This window comes from Rhizobium croatiense (assembly GCF_019793465.1).
Taxonomy (GTDB): domain Bacteria; phylum Pseudomonadota; class Alphaproteobacteria; order Rhizobiales; family Rhizobiaceae; genus Rhizobium; species Rhizobium croatiense.
Genome location: NZ_JAILYJ010000004.1, coordinates 233,068 through 259,039, shown reverse-complemented (window position 1 = coordinate 259,039; position 25,972 = coordinate 233,068). Strand labels below are relative to the sequence as shown.

The window sequence follows — 25,972 nt, the reverse complement described above, 5'->3', positions numbered from 1 at the left end:
GTCAGAATTCTTCCCAGTTGTCCCCGGCGGGAGAGGCGATGACTTTGGCGGCAGAACCGCCGTTGAATGCGCCCGCGACCTTGCCGATCAGGCTGCGCGCGGGAGAAGGTCTCGAATGCGAGGCGGCGGTTGCCTCTCGCGGCGTTTGCCGGGCCGTCATGCCCTCGCCGGTCTTGAACTGCTTGATCAGCTGCGTCAGGTTTTCCGCGTCGATGGCGAGCGTGTGGCTTGCGGCGTTCGTCTCTTCCACCATGGCCGCGTTCTTCTGCGTGACCTGATCCATCTGACTGATCGATGTATTGATTTCGTTCAATCCGACCGATTGTTCGCGCGCAGAGGTTACGATTGATTTAACGTGTTCGTCGATGCGCGGAACATCTTCGCCGATCTGGCGAAGCGCTTCACCGGCGGCCGTCACCAGTTCGCCGCCGATCTTCACTTCCTCGCCGGATTTTCCGATCAAAGCCTTGATATCTTTGGCAGCACCTGCGGCACGGCCGGCGAGTTCGCGCACTTCTTGGGCGACGACGGCGAAGCCCTTGCCGGCCTCGCCGGCACGCGCCGCCTCGACGCCGGCGTTGAGCGCCAGCAGGTTCGTCTGGAAAGCGATTTCGTCGATGACGTTGATGATCTTGCCGATTTCGCGGGAGGCTCCTTCTATCCGTTCCATCGCGGCCATCGCATCACCGACGACGATGTCCGATTTCGCGGTATTCTCACGGGTATGCGAAACCATGTGGCCGACATCCTCGGCGCGGTTGGTCGCATTGCGGACAGTGGCGGTGATCTGGTCGAGGGCGGCCGAGGTCTCTTCCAGCGAAGCGGCCTGCTGCTCGGTGCGCTTGGCGAGATCGTCGGCTGCGGCGCGCATCTGGCGGCTGTTGGCTTCGATCGAGCTGCTGTTGAGGGCAATATCGCCCATCGCCTTGCGCAGGGTCGCCGTCGTCTGGTTGAAGTCCAGGCGCAGACGCTCCAGCTCTTCGCGGAACGGCTGGTCGATCGTAACGGTCACGTCGCCGCCCGACAGGCGGGTGAGGCCGGCGCCGAGAGCGGCGACGGCGGCGTTCAAGGCCTCTGCGTCGGCAAGCTTGGCGGCTTCGCGGGCGCGGTGCTCGGCATCGCTGCGCTGCCGGTCGGTCTGGGTCCGGGCTTCAAGGTCACGCTTTGCGATGGCGGCGAGGCGGAAGCCGTCAGCGGCGCGAGCCATTTCGCCGATTTCGTCGCCGCGGGTTTTTTCCGGAACCTCGCTGGCAAGATCGCCGCTCATGTTGCGCTGCATGCTTTCCCGAACGGCACCGATGCCGCGGCGGATCGAGCCGCCGTGGACATATTGCAGGACGCCCATGGTGAGGATAGCCAAGACACCGAGGCCGACCTGCAGGATGAGGGCTTCACGCGACACGGCATTGGCGAGCTCGACATGCTGCTTGGCAAAAAGGGTTCCGTCCGCGGCGAGTTTGTCGAGCGTCTTGGTCAGCTCTTCGCCGGCGCCGTCGATTGCATCGTCGATCTTGTCGAACTCCGAGTCGGAGGCCCCCTGTTGAACCAGCGTGATCAGATCGACCTGTATTGCCTTGCCGATTGCGGCGACATCGGCGTCATAGCTCTTCAACAGGCCGTCGTCATGCATTTCATCTGCAAGAAGGCGCATTTCCTTCGAGCCGCTGGACAGAGCGGTCAGTGAATCGCCGATCAGTTTGATGCGTGCAGGTTCGACGACCTTGCTGTCCTTGTCGACGATGATGTCCATAGCAGCCAAAACAATTGTCAGGTTTGCAAGCCGCATGTCGGCGAGATGATTGACGCTTGCCTGGATCTCTGTGGCGCGGTGCAAGGCCGTGTCGACCCGCATGTTCTCATACCAGCCGACGCCGAGCATCGTTCCGAAACCGATGAAAGCGGCACCGCCGAGCGTCCAAAGCCGCTGGCTGACCGACAGGCTCTTGCGCACTGCTGAATTGGTCATGAAATACCCCTCACGGAACCGCTCGGATTCGTGTTTCCCTCATTTCATGCGGAGGTCCGGGGTTTTTTGCCGCTCGGCAGACATCATGTCAGAACGGCAGAGAGCGCCGCACGCATTACCAAATATAGATATGGCGGCTTAAGTCTTTCCTAACGATATTTATCTTGAGCTTGCCGGTAGGCTGCTCCGGCAAGTTACTGGAAAGAATGATTTTTTTCGCCCCGTCTCCGATGCTGATCGGTGGATCCCCCGTTGCGGAGGCCCCAGTGGGTGGGACAATTAATCACGGGTCAGAAAACATATTGTTGAATTGCGCGCGTCCGATCGAGACTATATCAGGCGGGGCAAGGGCAGGCGGACATACCCGCCTCGGATCGAGGATCGTGCCAATGAAGACATTCCGCATCGCCATCTGGATCGGCGTTCTGATGCTGGCCGGAATTCTCGGCTGGGCCACGCTCAATCTCGACAAATCGAAAGATGTGGTGGCGGAAGCTCCCTTCGGCGTGCCTTTCACATTGGTTTCCCAAAGCGGACAGCCGATCACCGAGCAGGCGTTGCGCGGCAAGCCGACGGCGCTGTTCTTCGGCTTCACCCATTGCCCCGAAGTCTGCCCGACCACGCTGTTCGAGCTGAACGGCTGGATGGATAAGGTCGATCCCAAGGGTGACAAACTGCAGGCCTATTTCGTCACCGTCGATCCGGAACGCGACACGCCCGAAATCATGAACGAGTATGTTTCCAACGTTTCCAAGCGGATCACTGGCATTTCGGGTCCGCCTGAAAAGATCGCCGAGGTCATCAAGGGTTTCCGCGTCTACGCTAAGAAGGTGCCGGTCGACGAAAAGGATCCGAATGGCGACTATACGATGGATCACACCGCCTCGGTTTTCCTGCTCGATTCGGCCGGGCGGTTTTCGGGAACGATCGCCTATGGTGAAAATCCGGACACGGCGGTAAAGAAGCTGGAGAATCTCGTCCGCAAGGGGTGATAGGGCGCTGGCCCGACCGGTGGCGGGCAACGGAAACGGGAAAGACCGCCTATCGTGAGTGAAATCCGCCTTTACGTATCGACGACCGAGAGCAAGGCCGAAAAGATTCTCGACCTTCTAAGCGAGGTCTTCGGCGAAGAAGATTTTGCCATCGGCACCACTGAGGTCGATGAGAAGAGGGATATCTGGGAAGCCTCCGTCTACATGATGGCAGAGGACGAGGCGCAGGTGCGCTTCCGTGTCGAGACGGCGCTGAAAAGCCCCTTTCCTGATGCTGAGCTGCTGCGGGAGGTCATTCCCGACGTCGATTGGGTGGTGAAGTCGCTGGAGGGGCTGAAGCCCGTCAGGGCAGGGCGCTTTCTGGTGCACGGCTCGCATGACCGCGACAAGGTCCGGCCCGGCGACATCGCCATCGAGATCGATGCCGGCCAGGCTTTCGGCACCGGCCATCATGGCACGACGGCCGGCTGCCTGGAGGTGATCGATTGCGTAGTCCGGTCGCGCCGCGTCCGCAACGCGCTCGACCTCGGTACCGGCAGCGGCGTGCTGGCGATCGCCGTGCGCAAATTGAAAAACATACCGGTGCTCGCCACCGACATCGACCCGATCGCCACACGGGTCGCCGCCGGAAACGTCCGCCGTAACGGCATTGCCTCGGGCATCGTGACCAGAACCGCACCAGGCTTTCATTCGACTGCTTTTTCCGAGCATGGTCCCTTCGATCTCATCATCGCCAACATCCTTGCCCGGCCGCTGATCCGGATGGCGCCGCAGCTCGCTGCCCATCTTGCGCCCGGCGGGTCGGTGATCTTGTCGGGGATTCTCGCCGCGCAGCGGTGGAAGGTGATCGCCGCCTATAGTGGTGCGAGGCTCCGGCACGTCAGAACGATCTGGCGGAACGGCTGGGTGACGATCCATTTGGATCGACCGTGACGAAGGTGGAAAATTTGGGCCTGACAGGGCGGCTTGCTCCCTCTTCGCCCCAGCGGGGAGAAGATGCCCGAAGGGCAGATGAGGAGGTGGGCGGCAAAGCCGCGAATGCGCTGAGCGTAGCGAAGGGCAATAGATAGGGTGCGCCGTGTACCCCCCTCATCCGATCCTTCGGGCCACCTTCTCCCCGCTGGGGAGAAGAGGAAGCAAACCGCGACCTTGACCACCTTTCCTGATTTCCCGAACAAAAAAGGCGGTGCCGGTGGCACCGCCTTGGACCGGTCTATCCGGCCAATGCCCGCGAGCTCGAAGGAGGAGGAGCGCTCGAGCGGGCTCTACTGCATTCCAATAGGCCGGTCCGGGAGGGAGGAGACGGACGGGCAGGCTTAGAACGCGTAGCTGGGGGCGCCTTGGTGGCGCGTGACGCGCTGGCCGGCGCCGAGCAGCTTGAGGCTGTCTTCGCTCTGCGGGCGGCGGGCGCCGATCACGTGACGCACGGTCTGGCGTTCGCCAGCCTGCACCGGGCTGCTGTATGCGAAGCGCGAGAGAGAGGCGGTCATTTCAGAAAATCCTTTGTTTGCTGGTTCGTCCGAACCGTTCGATGGCGCCTATATAGCTATTCTGAAATACGGAGGCAGAGGGTTTTGCTCATGGGAGCCATGCGGCCAATGCATAAAGCGTGCCAAATTAACTTTTGCCGTCACAGTTCTGTCAAAATATTGGGCGCCTGCAGCGACTTCGACTCGTTTCGACGCTTTTTCTCCCCATCGATTGAAATTTCGCTAACATGGCCGGCATCCCATTAACCGGATTCGTTTCAATCATTCGGGTTTCCAGCATGTTCCAGTCTTTCGAGGTCACCTCCACGCCGCACTTCGGCAAGGATCGGGTTTCGGCGGTGCGCGCCACTTTCGATTCGCTCGGCATCGACGCCTTCCTCGTGCCGCGCGCCGACGAATTCAACGGCGAATATGTTCCCGCCTGCTCCGAGCGCTTGGCATGGCTGACCGGCTTCACCGGTTCGGCGGGCGTCGCGCTGATCCTGCGCACGCAGGCGATCGTTTTCGTCGACGGGCGCTATGTGACGCAGCTTGCCGAACAGGTCGACGGTTCGGTGTTTTCGGGCGGCGATCTCGTCAACGAGCCGCCGCATGTCTGGCTTGCCGCAAACGGCGGCAAGGGGCTGCGGCTCGGCATCGATCCCTGGCTGCATGCGGGTGCCGAAGTGCGCCGTCTGGAAAGGGCGCTTTCAGAGATCGGCGGCAGCCTCGTCTTCCTGCCGCACAATCCGCTCGACAGGCTGTGGAACGACCGGCCGGCCGAGCCGCTCGGCGCCGTGACCATCCAGAATGTCGCCCAGGCCGGCGTGCTGGCGAGCGACAAGATCGCGACAATCGCCGCCAATCTTAAGAAGAAGGAGCTCGCGGCGGTGCTGATCGCCGATCCGTCGTCGGTCGCCTGGATCTTCAACATCCGCGGCGCCGACGTGCCGCACACGCCGCATCCGCTGGCGCGGGCCATCATCCATGCCGACGGGCGGGCCGAACTTTTTCTCGACAAGCGCAAGACCGGCATCGAACCGGAGGCCTATCTCGGGCAGATCTGCACCCAGCTGCCGCCTTCGACTCTGGAAGAGCGGCTCGCCGCTGTTTCCAGGGATGGCGGCCGTGTGCTGATCGATCCCGATATCGCTTCCTATGCGCTTGCCGAGGTTATTCGCAAGGCGGGCGGAGAGGCAGTGGAGGGTATCGACCCCGCCAAGCTGCCGCGCGCGGTGAAAAACGACGTCGAAATCAACGGTTCGGCTGCCGCGCATCTGCAGGACGGCGCGGCGATGGTGGAATTCCTTTATTGGCTGTCGCAGGAAAATCCCGGCACGGTCAGTGAGATCGCAGCGGCAGAGCACCTCGAAGCGGCGCGCGCCCGCGTCGGCCAGAGCATGCAGAACCCGCTGAAGGACATATCCTTCGATACGATTTCGGGTGCGGGCGAACATGCGGCGATCATGCATTACCGGGTGACGACCGAGACCAACCGAATGATTGAGGCCGGCGAACTCTTCCTGATCGATTCCGGCGCGCAATATATAAACGGCACGACCGACATCACCCGCACCGTCGGCATAGGCGCGGTTTCGGAGGAGCATCGCCGCTTCTTCACGCTGGTGCTGAAGGGCATGATCCAGATCAGCACGGCGCGTTTCCCGAAGGGTACGCGCGGCTGCGACCTCGATCCGCTGGCGCGTATCGCGCTGTGGCGGGCGGGGGCCGATTTCGCCCATGGTACGGGCCATGGCGTCGGCTCCTATCTCTCGGTGCATGAGGGGCCGCAGCGCATTTCCAGGCTTTCGACGCAGGAGCTGCTGCCCGGCATGATCCTTTCGAACGAGCCGGGTTATTACCGGCCGGGCAGCTTCGGCATCCGCATCGAGAATCTGATCTATGTGCGCGGGGCCGAGGAGATCGAGGGCGGCGATATGGCCATGCTCGGCTTCGAGACGCTGACCTTCTGCCCGATCGACCGCAGCCTGGTCATCCCCGAGCTGCTGACTCACGACGAGCTGCACTGGTTCAACGACTATCACCGCCGCACGCGCGAGGCGCTGATACCGCTGATCCACGATCACGACGTCAGGGCGTGGCTCGAAAACGCGACGCTGCCGCTGGAATATTAGGAGGCGCCTGAACGCCGGCGTCAAACGCCGGCGCTATGGCGCCAGATCATCACGACGATCCAGGCGGCGACCAGCATCCATGTGTGGGTGAAACGCAGGCCGACGAAGAGGGCGACGGCGAGCGCCAGCTTCGACTCCCAGCCGCCGATGAAGAAGGCTGGCGCGACCAGCGTCGTCAGCACGGCGGCCGGGACGGCATTCAGCGCCGCCTCCATGCGCGGCGGAATGCTCTTCATCCGGGTAATGAGGATGTAGCCGCCGATACGGGTGGCGAAGGTGGCGGCAGCGGCAGCGAGGATGACGAGCGCCATGTGAAGATCGAATTCCATGGCTCAGACCTCGTGCACTTCGGATTGCAGGGCGTCCGCTTCAGGATCGGGCTCTTGCGGCGCCAATGGCAGCAGGGCGGCGAGCACGATGCCGGCGGCTGCACCGAGGCTCACATGCCAGGGGGAGCCGACATAGCGATAGGCGAGCACCGAAGCCACTCCGCTGACGACTGCGACGGGCAGGAAATTGTCGCGCTTGCGGAAGCCGAGGACGATGCCGAGGAAATAGGCCGGCAGCAGGATATCGAGGCCGATCGCCTTCGGATCGCCGATGAAGCCGCCGAGCATGCCGCCGGCGACGCTGATCAGCACCCAGGGAATGTAGATGATGATGCCGAAGCCGAAATACCAGGCGAAGGTCAGCGGTTTGCCGGCCTCGCTGCGCTTCACCGCTTCGGCAAATTGCGGATCGACGAGCAGGAAGAAGGTGAAGAATTTCTGCACCGGCGTGAAATGGCCGATATAGCGCGCCAAGGCCGCCGAATAGAGCACGTGGCGAAAATTGACGGCGAGGATCGACAGCACGATCAGCCAGGCGTGGACATTGTGGCCGAAGAGCTCGATGCCGACCATCTGGCTGGCGCCGGCATAGACGGTGGCGCTCATGAACGCGGCTTCGGAAAGCGACATGCCGTTTTCGACCGCGAGCGCTCCGAATAGCGCGCCGAAGGGTGCCGACGCCAGCGCAACGGCGGAGCCGCCCCGCAAACCTTCAACAAAGTCGGCGCGATTCATCTGGGTGATCCTGTTGGAAATTCAGCTTTCCCTTATGGTCTGCAATCTGCAACGGCAATTGAATTTCGTTGATTGATCAATCGATTTCGCTGAAGCATCGACGTGCTGATCGCAACCGGCGGAGAGGTGCCCATGAAGAAGATCGAATTTACCAAGGAAGCGAAAGCGGCGATCGTCTCGCGCATCCGCCGCTATTTCGAGACGGAACTCGACCAGCCGATCGGTGCGCTGCCGGCCGAGTTCCTGCTCGATTTCTTCGCCGAGGAGATTGGCGCTCACTATTACAATCAGGGTCTTCGCGATGCACACGCCGCCCTTTTGAAGAAGATGGAGGACCTCGCCGAGGACATCTATCTGCTCGAGCGTGACGAGAAGAACAAGGCCGGGGGCGCCTGAGCGGCCCGCTTCACCCCTCGCGCTTCATCCGCTCCCGGCGCGCCAGTTCGGCCTGCGAGGGCTCCTGCATCGCGAAGCTGCCGGGTTTGACCTCGCCGGCGCGCTGATAGACGCTCATGATGACGCCCGTCGTCGATACCGAGTTGGCGGTGAGCTTCAGCGCTGCCGGTGTGGCACCCGTGCCGAACAGGCGCTTACCGGGACCGAGGATGAGCGGGAAGGTCAGGAGCCGGAGTTCGTCGATCAGGTCGTGCGCCAGCAGCGTTTGCAGCAGTCCGCTGCTGCCCTGCGTCAGCAGGTCGGGGCCGTCCTCCTGCTTCAGCCGGGCGATTTCGGCGACGGCATCGCCGCGCAGCGGAACGGAATTTTCCCAGGTGAGCGGCTCTTGTGATGTCGTCGCGACATATTTGGTCGCAGCGTTGAAGGCCTTTCCGATGGGGTCGTCTTGCCCGACAAAGGGCCAGTGCGCGGCGAAGATCTCGTAGGTCTTGCGGCCGAGCAGCAGAGCGAAAGGATCGGTAAAGATCCCGTCCATGAACTCCCCCATCGGCTCGTCCCAGTAATTGACGGTCCAGCCGCCAAGTTTGAAGCCCCCGGTCGGATCTTCCTCGGGCGCGCCAGGCGCCTGCATAACGCCGTCGAGGCTCACGAAGGCCGCAGTCACAAGCTTTCTCATCTCTCAACTCCCATGTTTGGTTCGTTCAGAAGCAAGGACGGATCGATATAAGCCGAACCGACACGGGACGCATCAATCCGGCGAGGATATTTCACCTTAACGTCAAATTATCGGGGCGCCGCTATGGTCACGGCATTTTCGATGACCGGGTTGCTTCCGTTGGCTGTGATTGTCTCTAAAATCGATGAACCTCGATCAACAACGCTCTGCAAGACGTTGATCTTTGTGGTGTGGTTTGCGCTGGCATCCGCGCTTTGCTGGTCAGAAACCGTGTGGCGCGATGAGGTTCGCGCCTTGTCGCTTGCCCTTCAGGGGGAGAGTTTCATCGATATGCTTCGCCAGATGCATGGCGAAGGTCATCCGGCACTCTGGTATATCCTGTTGCGCGCCGCTCATCTTGTCGTCGGCTCTCCCGTCGTCCTGAAAATCGTCGCGCTGACGATCGCGGCCGCCTCGGCCTACCTTCTTGTTTTCAGGCTTGAACTGCCGCGATCGATCATGCTGCTGTCGTTGTTCAGCAGCTTTTCGGTTTTCGACTACGCCGCGATGTCGCGAAATTACGGCATCAGCATGCTTTTGGTCTTCCTTATCGTCCTGAGCTGGGAGAGAGGAATGCGCAACGGCATGGTACTCGGCCTGTTGTTTGCCTTGCTGGCAAATACCAACGTCCACTCGGTCGTGCTGGTCGGCGGCTTTCTTGCCTATTGGTTTTTCGATTTGGTCCTGGCGCGTCCAAGACCTTCTCTGTCGGCATATCGGGCCTTTGCGACAGCCGCTGTCATTGCCGCGATCGGCGTTGTTCTGTGCGTGATGACAGTCTATCCCACCTTCAACGATGCCGGGCAGAACGATCTCGCAGGCAAGAATTTCGCCCCGCTGGTCCTTTATGCCTTTGCCGGGGCGAGTTCCTATTTCATGGAGTTCTACCCCGACAGGATCCTTCGGCTGGTCGTGGCCGATCCATCGCTTGCCCGGGTTTTCGCCTCGCTGATGGCGGTGCTCATCTATGGCAGTCTGCTTGGGCTGGCCAATCGGCGGCCGGCGATGCTCGCGGCCGCATCGGTTCTCCTAGGGTTTTCGCTGCTTTTTACACTTGTCTACCCAGGTAGCTACAGACATCAGGCCCTATGGCTGGTCTTCATCATCGGCATGATTGCCTTGGTCCGCCGCTCCCGGCCCGCAGCCGCGGGCATTGCCGGTGTCGAGTCATCCGGTGGCGTCGTCAAGATCGGGCGTCTGTGCTTCATGATATTGCTGGCGCTGCAGGTCGCCTCCGGTATCGAAAAGGTACATCAGTTCCTCTTCACCGACATTCCGCTGAGCCGAGCCCGGGATCTCGGGTCGTTCATTCAATCGCGCCCGGATCTCAAGGATGCGATCATCATGGCGGATCCCGATTATCTCGTGGAGCCCTTGCCCTATTACATCCCCAATCGCACCTATCTTCTACGGGAGCAACGGTTCGGCGCGATCGTGCGGTATACCCGCAATGCGCGGCATTCGCTCAGCCTTGCCGATATACTGCAGACGGCGCGGCAACTGCGGCAGAGCGAGCACGCGCCCATCGTCATTCTTCTCTCACAGCGGCTTGACCGAATTGCCGCGCCCGTCTCATTGCGCGAAAGTTACAGCTGGCTGCTGTCTCTGACGCCGGAGGAGATTTCCGCATTCCGGAGCGAGACGACCCTCGTCAAGCGTTTCGGCCCCGTTGCCGGCAGCGATGAGACATTCGATGCCTATCTGTTGAAATAGAAGATCGGCGGTTCATTCGCGCAAGGCATCCGCACTGTTGATCACGGCGATGCCATGCGCCCGCATCTCGTCGATGGCAGTGGCGACGCCTTCAGGGGTGATGCCGCGGCTTGCGTCCTCGATGAAGCGAACGCGCACGCCCGGCATCATCTCCAGCGCGTCGAGCGCGGAGAATTTGACGCAGTAATCGGTCGCCAGACCGCAGACGTCGAGATCGGTCACCCCCTGATCTTCGAGGAAATCGGAAAGGCCGGTCGAAGCGTCTCGATCATTGTCGCGGAAGGCCGAATAGCTGTCGATCCTGGGATCCTCGCCCTTCTGCTGGATCAGGTCGATTTCTTCGGATTTGAGCTCCGGATGCAGTTCGGCATCGAGCGTGCCCTGGATGCAGTGGTCGGGCCACATCATCTGCGGTTTGCCCGACAATTCGCCCATCTCGAAGGGGGCGGCACCCGGATGGGCGGAGGCGAAGCTGCCGTGGCCGGGCGGGTGCCAGTCCTGGGAGGCGACGATCAGATCGTATTTGCCGCTGTCGATCAGCCTGTTTGCGACGGGAACGACCTTGTCGCCGTCCGGCACCGGCAGGTTTCCTCCCGGACAGAAGCCGTTCTGGATATCGACGAGCAGCAGCGCTTTCATCAAGGCCAATCCCTTCGCGTTATTGCTATGCAAATGCCAAGTGCACCGATGCATCAACTAGTGAATTCCCGGGAGCCCGCATGCAAGTGTTAATTCTGTCACTGGTGGTAGCAGTCGGCGGAAAAGAATTTGCTAATGCAACCAATGCGATAGGTGCGGTTGCGTTCCGTTAATCCGGCAAAGAGGCCGGCCTTGCCGGCCGCCCCGATTTCTGCCTTTCTTGCCTCAGTAGCAAGCCGAGACCGAGACCATGTCCGAACCCCTGACAGATGAAAAGATCGATGCAACCTTCCGCAACGGATCGTTAACGGCAACCGGAATCATTCTTGGTTTCTCGCTCAACTTCATCGGTCTGTGGGTTTCCAACCCGAACGACTGGAGCCGCGTCGATCTGCTGCCGATGGCATTCCTGACCGTCGGCATCGCCATTCAGGTGAAGGTGTTTGCCGATCTTTTGGCGCGAGACTCGCTGCTCGCCGTCAAATACGACCGGGCGCGCCGGCTGTTCCTGATCGGATTGTCGATCGTCGCCATCGGAATGGGGATCGCCCTGCTGAACGATATCCTCGGGCTCAGCAGTATGCGGATGTTCGGGTGACTGTTCCCGCGGAATTGTCGCGCGGTCAGACGCGCTCGACGAAGCCGTCCAGCACCCGCTTCTGCCCCGCACGGTCGAACTCGATCGTCAGCTTGTTGCCTTCGATGCCGGTGATGTTGCCATTGCCGAACTTCATATGGAATACGCGATCGCCGAGGGTGAAGCGCGACGGCTCCGGCGAGGTCGACTTGGCGACCAGCTCGCCGTCGATCGTGCGTCCCTTCGGGCCGCTTTCGCCATAGCCGATGCGTTCGACGGCGTGGCCGGAGCGGGTGCCCCAGTTGTCGCGCGTGGCGTCGGTCCTGTTGGCCTGGGCGCGTTTCCAGCCGGGCGTGGAATAGGAGTTGGCGAAAGGTTCTGATTTGTCGAAGCGGGACTGGCCGTAGCCGCCGCGGCCGTAACCGCCGTAGCTCTGCTCCATCTCGGCGACCTCGACATGGGTTTCCGGCAGCTCGTCAAGGAAACGCGAGGGCAGCGTCGATTGCCAGAGGCCGTGAATGCGGCGGTTGGAGACGAACCAGATGTGGCAGCGGCGCTTGGCGCGGGTAATGCCGACATAAGCCAGCCGTCGTTCTTCCTCCAGGCCGGCGCGGCCGCTTTCATCCAGCGAGCGCTGGTGCGGGAACAGGCCTTCCTCCCAGCCGGGCAGGAAGACGGTATCGAATTCCAGGCCCTTGGCCGAATGCAACGTCATGATCGAAACGGCGTCGAGGTTCTCGTTGGTTTCTGCATCCATGACGAGGGAGACGTGCTCGAGGAAACCGCGCATCGACTCGAAGCTCTCCATCGAGCGGATCAGTTCCTTCAGGTTTTCAAGGCGGCCGGGCGCTTCGGCGCTCTTGTCGTTCTTCCACATGTCGGTATAGCCGGACTCCTCGAGGATCTGCTCGGCAAGTTCGGTATGCGGTGTGTTTTCAAGCAGTTCCTGCCATCGGCGGAAAGATTGAATCACGTCGAAGAGGGCTTTGCGCGCCTTCGGCTTCAACTCGTCGGTCTCGATCATGTCGGCCGCCGCCGCCAGCATCGGGATGTCGCGGGCACGCGCATAGTCGTGCAGAGCGCGCACCGTCGTGTCGCCGAGGCCGCGCTTCGGCGTGTTGATGATGCGCTCGAAGGCGAGGTCGTCCGCCGGCTGCGCGACCAGGCGGAAATAGGCCATGGCGTCGCGGATTTCCAGGCGTTCATAGAAGCGCGGGCCGCCGATGACGCGGTAGTTGAGGCCGAGCGTGACGAAGCGGTCTTCGAACTCGCGCATCTGGAAGGAAGCGCGCACAAGGATCGCCATGTCGTTCAGCAGGTGCTTGCCCCGCTGGAGCTGCTCGATCTCTTCGCCGATGGCGCGGGCTTCCTCCTCCGAATCCCAGGAGGCGTGGACCTGCACCTTGACGTCATCGGGATCGGCGCGGTCGGTGAACAGCGTCTTGCCCAGGCGGCCTTCATTATGGGCGATCAGATGGGCGGCGGCACCGAGGATATGTTCGGTCGAACGGTAATTGCGTTCGAGCTTGATTACCTTGGCGCCGGGGAAATCCTTCTCGAAGCGCAGGATATTGTCGACCTCCGCGCCGCGCCAGCCATAGATCGACTGGTCGTCGTCGCCGACGCAGCAGACATTCTGCGGCTCGCCCTTGGCGCGCTGAGCGAGAAGCCTCAGCCACATATATTGCGCGGTATTGGTGTCTTGGTACTCGTCGACAAGAATATAGCGGAAGCGGCCGTGATATTCCTTGAGCAGATCCGGGTTCTTGCGGAAGATCGCGATCGGATGCATCAGCAGATCGCCGAAGTCGCAGGCGTTCAGTGTCGTCAGGCGCGCCTGATAGGCGAAATAGAGATCGCGGCCGCGGCCATTGGCAAAGGCGCGGGCGTCGCCCTCGGGGATATCGGCCGGGCCGAGCCCCTTGTTCTTCCAGGTGTCGATCATGCCGGCGAACTGCTTGGCCGGCCAGCGTTTGTCGTCGAGGCCTTCGGCCTGGATCAGCTGCTTGATCAGACGGACGACGTCGTCAGTGTCAAGAATGGTGAAATCGGAGCTGAGGCCGACGAGTTCGGCGTGGCGGCGCAGAAGCTTGACGCCGATCGAATGGAAGGTGCCGAGCCAGGGCATGCCTTCGACGGCGCCGCCGACGAGCAGGGCGATGCGCTCCTTCATCTCGCGGGCGGCCTTGTTGGTGAAGGTGACGGCGAGAATCTGCGAGGGGAAGGCGCGGCCGGTATTGAGGATGTGGGCGATGCGCGTGGTCAGTACCCGCGTTTTGCCGGTGCCGGCGCCGGCAAGGACGAGAACCGGACCTTCCAAGGTTTCCACGGCTTCCGTCTGTTCGGGATTGAGGCCTGCGAGGTAATCCGGTCGCTTGCCGCCGTCGCGCGCCGCCATGGCGCGGGCGGCGATCCCGCCGCTGGCAGCGGGCGCCCTTCCGGCGGGTGCAGCAGGCGGCTGCGGCTTGCGCGCCATCTCGCCCGGCTCTTCGTCGAAGAAGGGAATATCGTCGAAACTATTGCTCATGGCGCGTAATGTAGTGATTCGGGAGGGAAAGACCAGAAAGATGTTCTGCTTTTATTCCTGAACCACCGCTATTGCGGACCGATGCGGGCGGCAGGGCCGCCGTTGGGTGTGACTGCGATCGTCGTACGGCCGCCAGCAAAAAAAATCCGAGCGCAGCCTGTCGGAACCGATGCCGGCGAGACGTCCTCGGGGCATCGGACAGGAGTCCGGCAACCCTCGCCAAATGGAGGCTGTTCATGCCGAAGGTCGTTTCAAATCTCTGGTTCGCGGAGCAAGCGCGCGAAGCCGTCGAATTCTACGTATCGGTCATTCCGGATTCCAGGATCGGCCGCACCACCATATTGCCGGCGGAAACGCCGAGCGGGCCTCCGGGCAGCGTCGAGCTGATCGAATTCACGCTCGGCGATCAAGCCTTCCTGGCGATGAAGGCCGGCCCGCTCGACAGCTTCAACCATTCTTTTTCGATTGCCATTCTGCTCGACAGCCAGGCCGAGATCGATCGGATATGGGATGCGTTTCTCGCCAATGGCGGCACGCCTGAAGCCTGCGGCTGGCTCAAGGACCGCTGGGGCCTTTCCTGGCAGATCGTGCCGCGGATGCTTTCCGAGATGGTCGCCGACAGCGATCAAGAGCGGGCCAAGCGCGTCACCGAGGTGATGCTCGGCATGGTCAAGATTGATCTAGCTGCGCTGGAGAGGGCGTTCAACGGCTGAGGCCGGCGGAGGCACGATTACGAATCGGGGCGCGCGATCGCCACGCGCCTTTTTCCCCTGAAATTTACCGAATTTACTGGCGGCGCATCGGCGTCCGCCCGATCGAGGCTGCCCTTATCGGCTGCCGATCGCTGTTTTCTCGCATTCTCGAATCACGGGCGCCATTGCACACCTTTTTGACATTCATGTCACGTCGCTAAATGTGCTGATATCGCAATAGGCCTTTTTTCAACTACAATATGAAACAGTTCCGTAGAGTAAAAAAATACCGGTGCATGCAATTTTTTGTGCATTGCTACAAACAGCCGGTGAGCGTCGAATATACCTACGAAACTATTGATTCTTAGGAACGCCGTGGCCATCTCGATGGTTATACGGCTTAGAGCCTGCGGCATAACCTTAATGGAGGTCCCATGCTGAGTGAATCCGTATTCGATGCGTTCACGCGCAGTTATGAAGCGCGACGCGAGGCCGACATGTCGGTTTCGGAATATCTCGACCTCTGTAAAAAAGAACCGATCGCCTATGCCAATGCGACGGAGCGCCTGCTCGCTGCGATCGGCGAGCCGCAAATGGTCGACACCGCCAGGGATGCGCGCCTCGGCAGGATCTTCATGAACCGGACCATACGGGTCTATCCGGCCTTTACCGGCTTTCACGGCATGGAAGAGACCATCGAACGCATTGTTTCCTTCTTCCGGCACGCGGCGCAAGGACTCGAAGAGCGCAAGCAAATTCTCTATCTGCTCGGCCCGGTCGGCGGCGGCAAGTCGTCCCTGGCGGAACGGCTGAAGCAGTTGATGGAGGTTCATCCGATCTACGTGCTGAAGGCGGGCGACGAGATCAGCCCCGTGTTCGAAAGCCCGCTCAACCTCTTCGATCCTGAGACAATGGGCTCGCTCCTCCAGGAGCAGTACGGCATCCCGCTGCGGCGGCTGAACGGTCTAATGAGCCCATGGTGCCTGAAGCGGCTCGACGACTTCGGCGGCGATATTTCGCAATTCCGCGTCGTCAGGATACAACCTTCGCGGTTGCGCCAGATCGCAATTGCCAAGACCGAGCCTGGCGACGAGAACAATCAGGACATCTCGTCGCTGGTCGGCAAGGTCGATATCCGCAAGCTGGAAACCTATTCTCAGAACGATCCCGATGCCTACAGCTATTCGGGCGGGCTCAACCGCGCCAACCAGGGCATTCTCGAATTCGTCGAGATGTTCAAGGCGCCGATCAAGATGCTGCATCCGCTGCTGACGGCGACGCAGGAGGGCAACTATATCGGCTCCGAGAATATCGGCGCCATACCCTTCTCCGGCATCGTCCTTGCGCATTCGAACGAGGCGGAGTGGCAGACCTTCAAGGCCAACAAGAATAACGAGGCCTTTATCGACCGTATCTGTGTCATCAAGGTGCCCTATTGCCTGCGGGTGACGGAAGAACAGAAGATCTACGAAAAGCTGATCGAGGGATCGGAACTGGCGGATGCGCCATGCGCCCCGGCAACACTCGAAATGCTGGCTCGTTTTTCCGTGCTTTCGCGCCTGCGCAAGCATGAGAACTCGACCTTCTTCTCGAAGATGCGCACTTATGACGGCGAAAGCCTGAAGGAAAGCGATCCGCGCGCCCGCAGCGTTCAGGAATACCGCGACGCTGCCGGCATCGACGAAGGCATGGACGGGATATCGACCCGCTTCGCCTTCAAGGTGCTCGCCTCGACCTTCAATCACGACACCACGGATATCGGCGCCGACCCCGTCCATCTGATGTATGTGCTGGAACAGGCGATCCGTCGCGAGCAATTTTCCGACGATGTCGAGAAGCGCTATCTGGAATTCATCAAGGCCGATCTTGCGCCACGCTACGCAGAGTTCATTGGCAATGAGATTCAGAAGGCCTATCTTGAATCCTATGCAGACTACGGACAGAATTTGTTCGACCGCTACGTAGATTATGCCGATGCCTGGATCGAAGATGTGGACTTCAAGGATCCCGATACCGGCCAGCTTCTCGACCGCGAGCTCCTCAATCAGGAACTGACGAAAATCGAAAAGCCGGCGGGAATTGCCAATCCGAAGGATTTCCGCAACGAAATCGTCAAGTTCTCGCTGAGATCGCGGGCAGCCAACGGCGGAAAAAATCCGTCATGGACGAGCTACGAGAAGATCCGGGAAGTCATCGAGAAACGTATGTTCTCGCAGGTCGAAGATCTTTTGCCGGTCATTTCCTTCGGATCGAAGAAGGATTCGGAAACCGAAAAGAAGCACAGCGAATTCGTCTCGCGCATGGCCGCGCGGGGTTACACCGAGAGGCAGGTTCGACGCCTTGTGGAATGGTACATGCGCGTCAAACAGGCAAGTTAATGCGGAGCCATTATGCACATTGTCGACCGGCGGCTGAATCCGCGCGGTAAAAGTCTGGAAAATCGGCAGCGGTTCCTTCGACGCATGAAGGGCGCCGTGCAGCAGGCGGTGAAACGTTCTCTGCAAAACCGTAACATTCGCGATGTGCTCGACGGCGGGGAAATCAGCCTGCCGATCGACGGGATGGCCGAGCCGAACCTGCGGAGGGGCGATGGCGGCATCCGCGATCATATTCTGCCGGGAAACAGGGCCTTCGTCGAAGGCGACATTCTTCCGCGCCCGCCGGGGAGCAGGGGCGGAAAACCCAAGGACGCGGGCGAAGGTGACGGCGAGGACGGCTTCCGTTTCGTGCTGACGCGCGAGGAATTCCTCGATGTGTTCCTGGACGATCTGGAACTGCCCGATCTCGCCAAGCGGCGTCTGGCCGAAACCGAAGAGGAAACACCCTTCCGTGCCGGCTATTCCGTGTCAGGATCGCCGTCCAACATTGCCGTCGGCCGCACGACGAAACTTGCGATGATGCGCCGCGTCGCCCTGGGACGCCCACGCCGCGAAGAGATCGAAGCGCTGCAGCGGCAGATCGAGGAATGCGAAGACGACGAGAGCCGCCTGGCGCTTGAGGCAAAGCTCAAATCGCTGACGGAAAAAAGCCGGCGCATTCCCTATATCGATCCGCTCGACGTTCGGTATCGCCGGTTCGAAAACGAGCCGAAGCCTGTGGCGAAAGCGGTGATGTTCTGCCTGATGGACGTCTCCGGCTCCATGTCGGAGCACATGAAGGACCTTGCGAAGCGGTTCTATCTGCTGCTCTACCTTTTCCTGTCGAAACGCTACAAGAAAGTGGAAATCGTCTTCATCCGTCATACCGACAGGGCCGAAGAGGTCGACGAGGAAACCTTCTTCTACGGTCCGGCGACGGGCGGCACGCTTGTTTCCAGCGCCCTTGCGGCGATGCGGGCGATCATCGCGGCGCGTTTCGATCCGGCCGAGTGGAACATTTACGGCGCCCAGGCCTCGGACGGCGACAACGCCCATTCCGACGGCAACCTGACCGGGCAGTTGCTGCGCGAGATTTTGCCGTTGTGCCAGTATTTTGCCTATATCGAGGTGGGCGAGGAAGGCGGCGATTCTTCCGTATCCCGGTCACCGCTCTGGATGCTCTATGACGGTATCCGTTCCGAAGCGCTGCCGCTTTCGATGCGCAAGGTCTGCCGGCGAGGCGAGATATTCCCCGTTTTCCACGATCTCTTCCAGAAACGTGACGCACAGTCGAGGGTGACGCCATGACCATGACGGTGAGGCCGAAAGACCGGCTTTTGTTCGAAGGTGCCGACTGGGACTTCGCAACGCTGCAGCGCATTCACGATGCCTGCGAGGCGATTGCACTCGGCGAACTCGGCCTCGACGTCTATCCGAACCAGATCGAGGTCATCACTTCGGAGCAGATGCTGGATGCTTATTCCTCAACCGGGATGCCGCTCTTTTACCGCCATTGGTCCTTCGGAAAACACTTCGCGCATCACGAAACATTCTACCGCCGCGGGATGCGCGACCTAGCCTACGAGATCGTCATCAACAGCTCCCCCTGCATTTCCTATCTGATGGAAGAGAACACGGCGACGATGCAGACGCTCGTCACCGCCCATGCGGCCTTCGGCCATAATCACTTCTTTAAGAACAATTATCTCTTCAAGCTCTGGACCGATGCGGAGGGAATTCTCGATTACCTCGATTTCGCAAAGGGTTATATCACGCGCTGCGAAGAACGGTATGGCGAGACGGCGGTTGAACGGACGCTCGATTCAGCGCATGCGCTGATGTCGCATGGAGTGCATCGATACGCGGGAAAGACTGCGACCGACCTTCGCCAGGAGGAGAAGCGGCAGCAGGAGCGCCGCGCCCACGAAGAGCAGATGTTCAACGACCTGTGGCGCACGGTTCCCGTCGGCAAGGCGAAAAAGGCAGGTGACATCGGCTTGGAAAAGCGCCGTGCCGCGCTCGGTCTCCCGCAAGACAACATCCTGTATTTTCTTGAGAAGTCCGCGCCGCGGCTGCAGCCGTGGCAGCGCGAAATTCTTCGCATCGTCCGCCATGTCGCGCAATATTTCCATCCGCAGCGGCAGACCAAGGTCATGAATGAGGGAACTGCCACCTTCGTCCATTACCAGATCATGAATCGGCTTCACGAGCGAGGACAGATCAGCGATGGGAACTTTCTCGAATTCCTGAAGTCCCACGCCAATGTCGTCTTCCAGCCAAGCTACGACGACCGGCGGTTCTCGGGTTTCAATCCCTATGCACTTGGTTTTGCGATGATGCAGGATATCCAGAGGATCGTCACGAAGCCGACGGAGGAGGATCGCGCATGGTTCCCCGACATCGCCGGCCGCGGCGATGCAATGGCGATCCTGCGTGACGTCTGGGCCAATTACCGCGACGAGAGTTTCATCAGCCAGTTCCTGAGCCCGAACCTCATCCGGCAGTTGCGGCTGTTCCATCTTTACGACGATCCGGAACAGGCCGAGGGCGTGCTGGTTTCGGCGATCCACAATGAGCGCGGGTACTTGCGCATCCGCCGCCAGCTCTCCCGCGAATATGATATCGGCTGGACCGATCCGGCCATCGACATCGTCGATGTCGACCTCGCCGGCGACCGCCGGCTGTTGCTGCAGCATATCGTCATGAACGGTTGCTATCTTCAGGAAAGCGACACGAAGCTCGTCCTGCAACATCTCGCCGATCTGTGGGGCTACGATGTTTTGCTCCAGGAGATCGACGGTTCCAATACGGTGGCGAGGGAGCACACGGCGAGCCCGCGCAAGATCGTTCAATAATCGCGGGCGACCCTCGTCCGCGTGACAAGGCTTTTGCTCGTATTTCTGGGCCTGAAAGGTCGATGTCTGGATGGGCGAAAGTAGCTGAACCGCTTACATCAGGAATGATGGATGATCGATCAGCAATTACCGGTGGCAACAAAGGCAAAGCCTTCGTAATCTGCTGTCGCTGCGATCCCTCCGGGTCGGACAGCGCGGAGACGAAGGGCCATGGGTGAAACGCGGCGCAAGCTGACGACGATCTTCTGTGCTGACGTGCAGGACTATACGCGGCTGATGGGAGCCGACGAGGAGGGGACGCTTGCAACGCTGAAGCGCTGCCGGGAGGCGATGGGGCGGCTGATCGAAAGCCATGGCGGCCGTGTCGTCAACACCTGGGGCGATGGGCTGATCGCCGATTTCCCGAGCGTGGTCGAGGCCGTGCGTGCAGCCGTCGACATACAGAACGAACTTGCCGGCTTCAACGCCCGCCGCCCGGACGACGGGCGCATGCTTTTCCGTATCGGCATCAATCTCGGCGATGTGATCGTCGAGGGCGACGACATCTATGGCGACGGCGTCAACATCGCCGCGCGGTTGCAGGCCTCGGCCGCGCCGGGCGGAATCGTCATATCGAGTACGGTCTACGACCAGGTTCGCAACAAGGTGGCGGTCGGTTTCGAGTTTCTCGGGCCGCTGATGGTCAAGAATGTCGAAGAAGGCGTGCCGAGCTATGCGGTGAGGATCGGCGACGGAAGCGACGAGGCGCCGTCTGCCGAGCGACCTGCCGCTGCCCGGCCATCGCCGGCACTCGCGGTCACGGAGGAGGCAAGGCCGGCTCCCGGCGGACGAAGGCTGTTTGCCGTGCTCGGCGTCATCGCCGCCATGCTGATCGGTATCAATCTTTTGTCGTGGCAGGGCGTCTTCTGGGCGCGCTTTCCCGTCCTTGCGCTCGCCGTCGTTGCGGCGCTGGCCTGGAACCGTGGCCAGACCGTCTTCGATCGTAAGCTCGCGGCGCTGGCGATCGTGGCGCTCGGCATTATCGGCATCAACCTCTTCACCTGGGAAGGACGCTTCTGGGCGGTGTGGCCGGTGTTGGGACTGGCGGCAGTGCTCGGCCTGCGGTGGTCAATGCGTCGGTAGACATTCACTGTCACTGGTTTTGCCGAGCAATCTTGCCTCGAAACCGGCTTCGTCAAGACGTTTGCGATCTTCGTTCAAGCAAAAGTGAGCGTCCGCGTTATTTCCATTCTTTGCAGATATTACAAATCGGTAATGCCGGGTGCTTATGCTTGCCGTTAAGCTGTAAACGCGCGATATTGTCGCATCAACAGGGGTTCTTGATCCCTGAGGGACGTCGATCCCACAGCGCCTCTTTCGACCGACCCTGGTTCAACCTCGAGTCCCTCCGGAGACGTGAATGGCCTTTTGGAAGCAGTTTATACTTTCGCTCATCGTCATTATTGCCGGCTTTGCCGCATGGGTTTTCTTTGTGCCGGGTGCCGGCGATATGATGCGCGATGCAGGCATTCCAGAGAGCCTCGTTTCCAAGATTGTGCCGAAGGCTGAAGAGACGGCCGATGCCGGCGCTCCGGCCGGGGCGCAAAGCCAGCGCCGTGGCCAGGGCCAGGGGCAGAACCGCCGCAATGGCGGCGGGCGCAACAGCGCGGTTCTCGTCGCGACCGAGGCTGTCGTCCAGGGCGTCGTCAACGATCGGCTGAACGCCATCGGCACAGGTGACGCGATCCGTTCGGTCGCCGTGACGCCACAGGCATCCGGGACTATTCGCGAGATTCTCATCAAGTCGGGCGACAGGGTGAAGGCCGGCCAGGTGCTGGCCAAGCTCGACAGCGAGGAGCAGGTGATCGCCCGCGGCCAGGCGGATGTGGCGGTTAGGGCCGCCGTCGAAAAATCCAATCTCTATCACAACATCAAGTCGAGCGTGTCGCGCATGGACGTCTTCGATTCCGAGATCGCCGAGCAGGGCGCCCGCCTGCAGCTCCAGGCGGCCGAGCTCAACCTCGCCCGGCGCAATATCATCGCGCCGATCGACGGCATCGTCGGCATCGTGCCGGTCAATATCGGAGACAACGTCACGACGACGACGCCGATCGTCACCCTCGACGACCGTTCGGAAATCCTCGTCGATTTCTGGGTGCCGGAGCGCTTCTCCAATACGGTTGCGGTCGGCCAGCCGGTCGAGGCGATGTCGGTGGCAAAGCCGGGGCAGGTGTTCTCAGGCGTGATCGAGGCCGTCGACAACCGCATCGATGCGGCGAGCCGCACGCTGCGCCTGCGCGCCCGGATCGACAACTCGTCGGACGAGCTGCGCGCCGGCATGTCTTTCAGCGTCAGCATGAAATTCCCCGGCGACAAATATCCGGCGGTCGATCCGCAGTCCGTACAGTGGGATTCGCAAGGATCCTTCGTCTGGCAGGTGACCGAGGACAAGTCGCACAAGGTGCGGGTAAGCATCGTGCAGCGCAATCCCGATTTCATTCTCGTCAAGGCCGACCTCAAGGATGGCGACAAGATCGTGACGCAGGGCCTGCAGCGCGTGCGTGAGGGCGGGGCGGTGCGTGTCGGTGCCGATGTCGCCGCGAACGGGGAGGTCGCGACCCAATGAACGTGACCGAGATTCATCCGGGCGGATCGTCGGGCAAGCAGAGCTTCACCGCGCTTTTCGTTCGCCGGCCGATTCTGGCGCTGGTGTTCAACACGCTGATGGTCGTCGCCGGCCTTGCCGCCTATTTCGGCGTCGAGGTGCGCGAGCTGCCGGATGTCGACCGTCCCGTCGTCACCGTGCGCACCACTTTCGACGGTGCATCGCCGCAGACGATCGACCAGGAATTGACCAAGGTGATCGAGGGGGCGGTTGCCCGCGTCAGCGGCCTGAAATCGATTTCGTCGACCTCTTCCTTCGGCCAGAGCCGGGTGACGCTCGAATTTTCCGATGCGATCGATCTCGCAGTCGCCGCCAACGACGTGCGCGATGCGATCGGCCGCATCACCCAGAATCTGCCCGACGAGGCGGATGCGCCGCAGATCGTCAAGGCGGATTCGGACTCCTCGGCGATCATGCGCCTAGCCGTCACTTCCACCAACCTCAACATGGACGACCTTACGCTGCTCGTCGAGAACGAGGTGATCGATCGGCTGGCCTCCGTCGACGGCGTGGCCGATGTCGAGGAATATGGCGATCAGGAGAAGGTTTTCCGTGTCGATGTCGACCAGGGCGCGCTGGCAAGCCGCGGATTGACGATCGGCGACCTGACGAAGGCGCTCGACAATGCCGCGCTCGATGTGCCGGCCGGCTCGCTGAAGAGCCCGACGCAGGATATCGTCGTGCGCGCCACCGCCAATCTGCAGACGCCGGCCGATTTTTCCAACGTCATGCTGCAGGACCGTGTCCGCCTCGGCGACGTCGCGACGGTGACGCTTGGGCCCCGCGACGGGGATACTGCGCTGCGTTCCAACGGCAAGCCCGGCATCGGCCTCGGCATCATCCGCCAGGCGCAGTCGAACACGCTGAACATCTCGACCGGCATCAAGGCCGCCGTCGAGCAATTGTCGAATACGCTGCCTGAGGGAACGACGATCGCCATTACCAGCGACGACGCCGTCTTCATCCAGGGCGCGATCCATGAGGTGGTGCTGGCATTGGTACTTGCCGCCGTCATCGTCACCGCTGTCATCTATCTCTTCCTGCGCGACTGGCGGGCGACGCTGATCCCGGCGGTCAGCATGCCGGTGGCGCTGATCGGGACGCTGGCGGCGATCTACATGGTCGGCTTCTCGATCAACATCCTGACGCTGCTTGCCATCGTGCTGGCGACCGGCCTCGTCGTCGACGACGCGATCGTGGTGCTCGAAAACATCGTGCGCCGCCGCGCCGAGGGCATGGGGCCGCGGGCGGCAGCGGTGCTCGGCACGCGCGAGGTGTTCTTCGCCGTCGTCGCCACGACCGCGACGCTGGCGGCGGTGTTCATTCCGCTCTCCTTCCTGCCCGGACAGGTCGGCGGCCTGTTCCGCGAATTCGGCTTCGTGCTCGCCTTCTCGGTCGGGCTGTCATCGATCGTGGCGCTGACGCTCTGCCCGATGCTGGCTTCACGCATGCTGACGAAGCCGATGATCGAGGATCACGGTGCGCTCGGCCGTTTCGGAGGCGCGCTCGCCCGTCTCTATAAATGGGCGCTGCATGGCTGTCTCAACGCGCCCATGGTCGTCATCCTGTTCTCGGTGATCTTTGCCGGTACAGCGGTCATCGCCTTTTCCACGGTCAAGAGCGAGCTGACGCCGGAAGAGAACCGGTCGATGGTGATGATGCGGCTGACGACGCCGCAGGGATCGAGCCTCGAATATACCCGCGACAAGATGCAGCTCGTCGAGGAATATCTGCAGCCGCAGGTCGACAGCGGCGACATCCGCAACGTCTTCTCGATCTCCGGCCAGGGCGGCTCGCTGAACAGCGGTTTCATGGTGCTGACACTTGCCCCGTGGGGTGAACGCCACCGGACTCAGGCCGAGATCGTCGCCGACATCAACCAGGCGGCGGCGAAGGTGCCGGCGCTGCGCGGCAACGCGATCTCCTCCAACAGCCTGCGTATCCGCGGCGCCGGCAGCGGCGTGCAGATGGCGCTGGTCGGCAATGATCACCAGGCGCTGACGGCGGCGGCCGCCAAGCTGGTGCAGGCGCTCGAAGCCACCGGCCAATATGATACGCCGCGCCTGACCAACGAACCCAGCCAGGCGCAGGTGTCGGTGGCGATCGACCGCGAGCGTGCCTCGGATCTCGGCATCGACATTACGGGGCTTTCGACGGCTATCCAGTCGCTGCTCGAAGGACGCTCGGTGGTCGACGTTTTCGTCGACGGCGAATCCTATCCTGTGCTTCTGACCTCGACGACGCGGCCGATCGACGATCCGACCGACCTCGAAAACGTATTCCTGAAGACCGGCGACGGCAAGATCGTGCCGATGTCGGTCATCGCGACGATGAAGGAGGGCTCGGTCGCGCCGCAGCTGAACCGCGAGCAGCAGCTTGCTTCCGTGGCGATCACCGCCGGGCTCAAGAACAACATGTCGCTCGGCGATGCCGTCAAGCAGGTGACCGAACTCGCCGAGCCGCTGCTGCCGCCGGGTGCGCGCCTGCTGCCGCTTGCCGAAGCCGCGACGCTGGAAGAGAACTCGAACGGCATGGCGCTGACCTTCGGCTTTGCCATCGTCATCATCTTCCTGGTGCTGGCGGCGCAGTTCGAAAGCGTATTGTCGTCGCTGATCATCATGTCGACGGTGCCGCTCGGCCTTGCCTGCGCCGTCTTCGCGCTCGTTATCACCGGCTCCAGCCTCAACATCTACAGCCAGATCGGCCTGGTGCTGCTGGTGGGCGTCATGGCGAAGAACGGCATTCTGATCGTCGAATTCGCCAATCAGTTGCGCGATCGAGGCGAGGACGTGCGCGCGTCGATCGAGAAAGCCTGCGCGCTGCGCCTGCGCCCTGTCATGATGACGATGATCGCCACCATTCTTGGCGGCGTGCCGCTGGTCTTTGCCCATGGCGCCGGTGCGGAAGCGCGCGTAGCGCTCGGCTGGGTGATCGTCGGCGGCCTCGGCTTCGCGACCTTGGTGACGCTGTTCATCACCCCGGTCGCCTATCTGCTGCTCGCTCGTTTTGCCAAGCCGCACGCCCATGAAGAAGCGCGCCTGCACGAGGAGATGGCGATCGCTACCCGGCCTCGCGCCGCACCAGACGAAGAGCAACTGCAAGCCGCAGAATGAGGCTTGCATCAGACTGAATCCCCCCGCCGGATTCCCATTCCGCGGGGTTTCTTATGGTATATCAAGCCTTGCCAAATAAGATAAATTTCGCCTGAAGATTAGCCGTTTGTTAAGCATA

20 protein-coding genes are annotated in these 25,972 nt (G+C 61.3%); 13 read left to right on the top strand and 7 right to left on the bottom strand.

Going from position 1 to position 25,972, the window contains the following annotated elements; translation table 11 throughout:
* Position 1: 1 nt before the first annotated feature.
* Complete coding sequence (locus tag K6M89_RS09195; protein ID WP_222139209.1) at positions 2–1,966, bottom strand: methyl-accepting chemotaxis protein; 1,965 nt, start codon at positions 1,964–1,966, stop codon at positions 2–4.
* Positions 1,967–2,355: 389 nt separating this feature from the next.
* Here K6M89_RS09195 and K6M89_RS09190 point away from each other — a divergent pair, with 389 nt between their 5' ends.
* Positions 2,356–2,958, top strand: coding sequence for an SCO family protein (locus K6M89_RS09190; RefSeq protein ID WP_097578814.1), 603 nt, complete (start codon positions 2,356–2,358; stop codon positions 2,956–2,958).
* A gap of 54 nt (positions 2,959–3,012) precedes the next feature.
* Positions 3,013–3,891, top strand: a complete 879-nt coding sequence (locus tag K6M89_RS09185) for a 50S ribosomal protein L11 methyltransferase (protein ID WP_097578815.1) — start codon at positions 3,013–3,015, stop codon at positions 3,889–3,891.
* Between the two features lie 383 nt (positions 3,892–4,274).
* Here K6M89_RS09185 and K6M89_RS09180 read toward each other — a convergent pair whose 3' ends face one another.
* The gene (locus K6M89_RS09180) at positions 4,275–4,448 is read right to left on the bottom strand and encodes a hypothetical protein (RefSeq protein WP_010031974.1); all 174 of its coding nucleotides are present in this window, start codon (positions 4,446–4,448) and stop codon (positions 4,275–4,277) included.
* A 278-nt stretch (positions 4,449–4,726) separates the two neighbouring features.
* Here K6M89_RS09180 and K6M89_RS09175 point away from each other — a divergent pair, with 278 nt between their 5' ends.
* The gene (locus tag K6M89_RS09175) at positions 4,727–6,562 is read left to right on the top strand and encodes an aminopeptidase P family protein (RefSeq protein WP_222139208.1); all 1,836 of its coding nucleotides are present in this window, start codon (positions 4,727–4,729) and stop codon (positions 6,560–6,562) included.
* Positions 6,563–6,582: 20 nt separating this feature from the next.
* On the opposite strand, the gene K6M89_RS09170 is transcribed toward K6M89_RS09175, so the two are convergent.
* Complete coding sequence (locus K6M89_RS09170) at positions 6,583–6,891, bottom strand: branched-chain amino acid transport AzlD family protein (RefSeq protein ID WP_097578816.1); 309 nt, start codon at positions 6,889–6,891, stop codon at positions 6,583–6,585.
* Between the two features lie 3 nt (positions 6,892–6,894).
* A complete protein-coding gene (locus K6M89_RS09165) occupies positions 6,895–7,626 on the bottom strand; it encodes an AzlC family ABC transporter permease (protein ID WP_222139207.1) in 732 nt (243 codons plus the stop codon).
* 132 nt (positions 7,627–7,758) lie between these two features.
* Here K6M89_RS09165 and K6M89_RS09160 point away from each other — a divergent pair, with 132 nt between their 5' ends.
* Entirely contained in the window at positions 7,759–8,022 is a 264-nt protein-coding gene (locus K6M89_RS09160; RefSeq protein ID WP_222139206.1) for a DUF2164 domain-containing protein, read from the top strand.
* 10 nt (positions 8,023–8,032) lie between these two features.
* Here K6M89_RS09160 and K6M89_RS09155 read toward each other — a convergent pair whose 3' ends face one another.
* A complete protein-coding gene (locus tag K6M89_RS09155) occupies positions 8,033–8,698 on the bottom strand; it encodes a dihydrofolate reductase family protein (protein ID WP_222139205.1) in 666 nt (221 codons plus the stop codon).
* A 159-nt stretch (positions 8,699–8,857) separates the two neighbouring features.
* Here K6M89_RS09155 and K6M89_RS09150 point away from each other — a divergent pair, with 159 nt between their 5' ends.
* On the top strand, positions 8,858–10,450 hold the full coding sequence (locus K6M89_RS09150) for a hypothetical protein (RefSeq protein ID WP_222139285.1): 1,593 nt from the start codon (positions 8,858–8,860) through the stop codon (positions 10,448–10,450).
* A 12-nt stretch (positions 10,451–10,462) separates the two neighbouring features.
* Here the strand turns inward: K6M89_RS09150 and pncA are convergent, their stop codons facing one another.
* Positions 10,463–11,089, bottom strand: coding sequence for a bifunctional nicotinamidase/pyrazinamidase (gene pncA, locus K6M89_RS09145; RefSeq protein WP_222139204.1), 627 nt, complete (start codon positions 11,087–11,089; stop codon positions 10,463–10,465).
* Positions 11,090–11,339: 250 nt separating this feature from the next.
* Between pncA and K6M89_RS09140 the strand changes: the two genes are divergently transcribed.
* Positions 11,340–11,687 (top strand): hypothetical protein, encoded by a 348-nt coding sequence (locus K6M89_RS09140; RefSeq protein WP_222139203.1) that lies wholly within the window; start codon positions 11,340–11,342, stop codon positions 11,685–11,687.
* Positions 11,688–11,712: 25 nt separating this feature from the next.
* Here the strand turns inward: K6M89_RS09140 and K6M89_RS09135 are convergent, their stop codons facing one another.
* On the bottom strand, positions 11,713–14,193 hold the full coding sequence (locus K6M89_RS09135; RefSeq protein ID WP_222139202.1) for an ATP-dependent helicase: 2,481 nt from the start codon (positions 14,191–14,193) through the stop codon (positions 11,713–11,715).
* A 236-nt stretch (positions 14,194–14,429) separates the two neighbouring features.
* Here K6M89_RS09135 and K6M89_RS09130 point away from each other — a divergent pair, with 236 nt between their 5' ends.
* The 7 genes from K6M89_RS09130 to K6M89_RS09100 all read left to right on the top strand — a co-directional run bounded on the left by K6M89_RS09130 (position 14,430) and on the right by K6M89_RS09100 (position 25,854).
* Complete coding sequence (locus K6M89_RS09130; RefSeq protein WP_222139201.1) at positions 14,430–14,906, top strand: VOC family protein; 477 nt, start codon at positions 14,430–14,432, stop codon at positions 14,904–14,906.
* A 413-nt stretch (positions 14,907–15,319) separates the two neighbouring features.
* Positions 15,320–17,263, top strand: coding sequence for a PrkA family serine protein kinase (locus K6M89_RS09125; protein WP_222139200.1), 1,944 nt, complete (start codon positions 15,320–15,322; stop codon positions 17,261–17,263).
* 12 nt (positions 17,264–17,275) lie between these two features.
* Complete coding sequence (locus K6M89_RS09120; protein ID WP_097578822.1) at positions 17,276–18,550, top strand: YeaH/YhbH family protein; 1,275 nt, start codon at positions 17,276–17,278, stop codon at positions 18,548–18,550.
* The gene (locus tag K6M89_RS09115) at positions 18,547–20,097 is read left to right on the top strand and encodes a SpoVR family protein (RefSeq protein ID WP_222139199.1); all 1,551 of its coding nucleotides are present in this window, start codon (positions 18,547–18,549) and stop codon (positions 20,095–20,097) included. The genes K6M89_RS09120 and K6M89_RS09115 overlap by 4 nt, the downstream gene beginning before the upstream one ends.
* Positions 20,098–20,307: 210 nt before the next feature.
* Entirely contained in the window at positions 20,308–21,219 is a 912-nt protein-coding gene (locus K6M89_RS09110; protein ID WP_222139198.1) for an adenylate/guanylate cyclase domain-containing protein, read from the top strand.
* A 277-nt stretch (positions 21,220–21,496) separates the two neighbouring features.
* The gene (locus K6M89_RS09105) at positions 21,497–22,702 is read left to right on the top strand and encodes an efflux RND transporter periplasmic adaptor subunit (RefSeq protein ID WP_222139197.1); all 1,206 of its coding nucleotides are present in this window, start codon (positions 21,497–21,499) and stop codon (positions 22,700–22,702) included.
* On the top strand, positions 22,699–25,854 hold the full coding sequence (locus K6M89_RS09100; protein WP_222139196.1) for an efflux RND transporter permease subunit: 3,156 nt from the start codon (positions 22,699–22,701) through the stop codon (positions 25,852–25,854). Before K6M89_RS09105 ends, K6M89_RS09100 begins: the two co-directional genes overlap by 4 nt.
* The last annotated feature ends 118 nt before the right edge of the window (positions 25,855–25,972 follow it).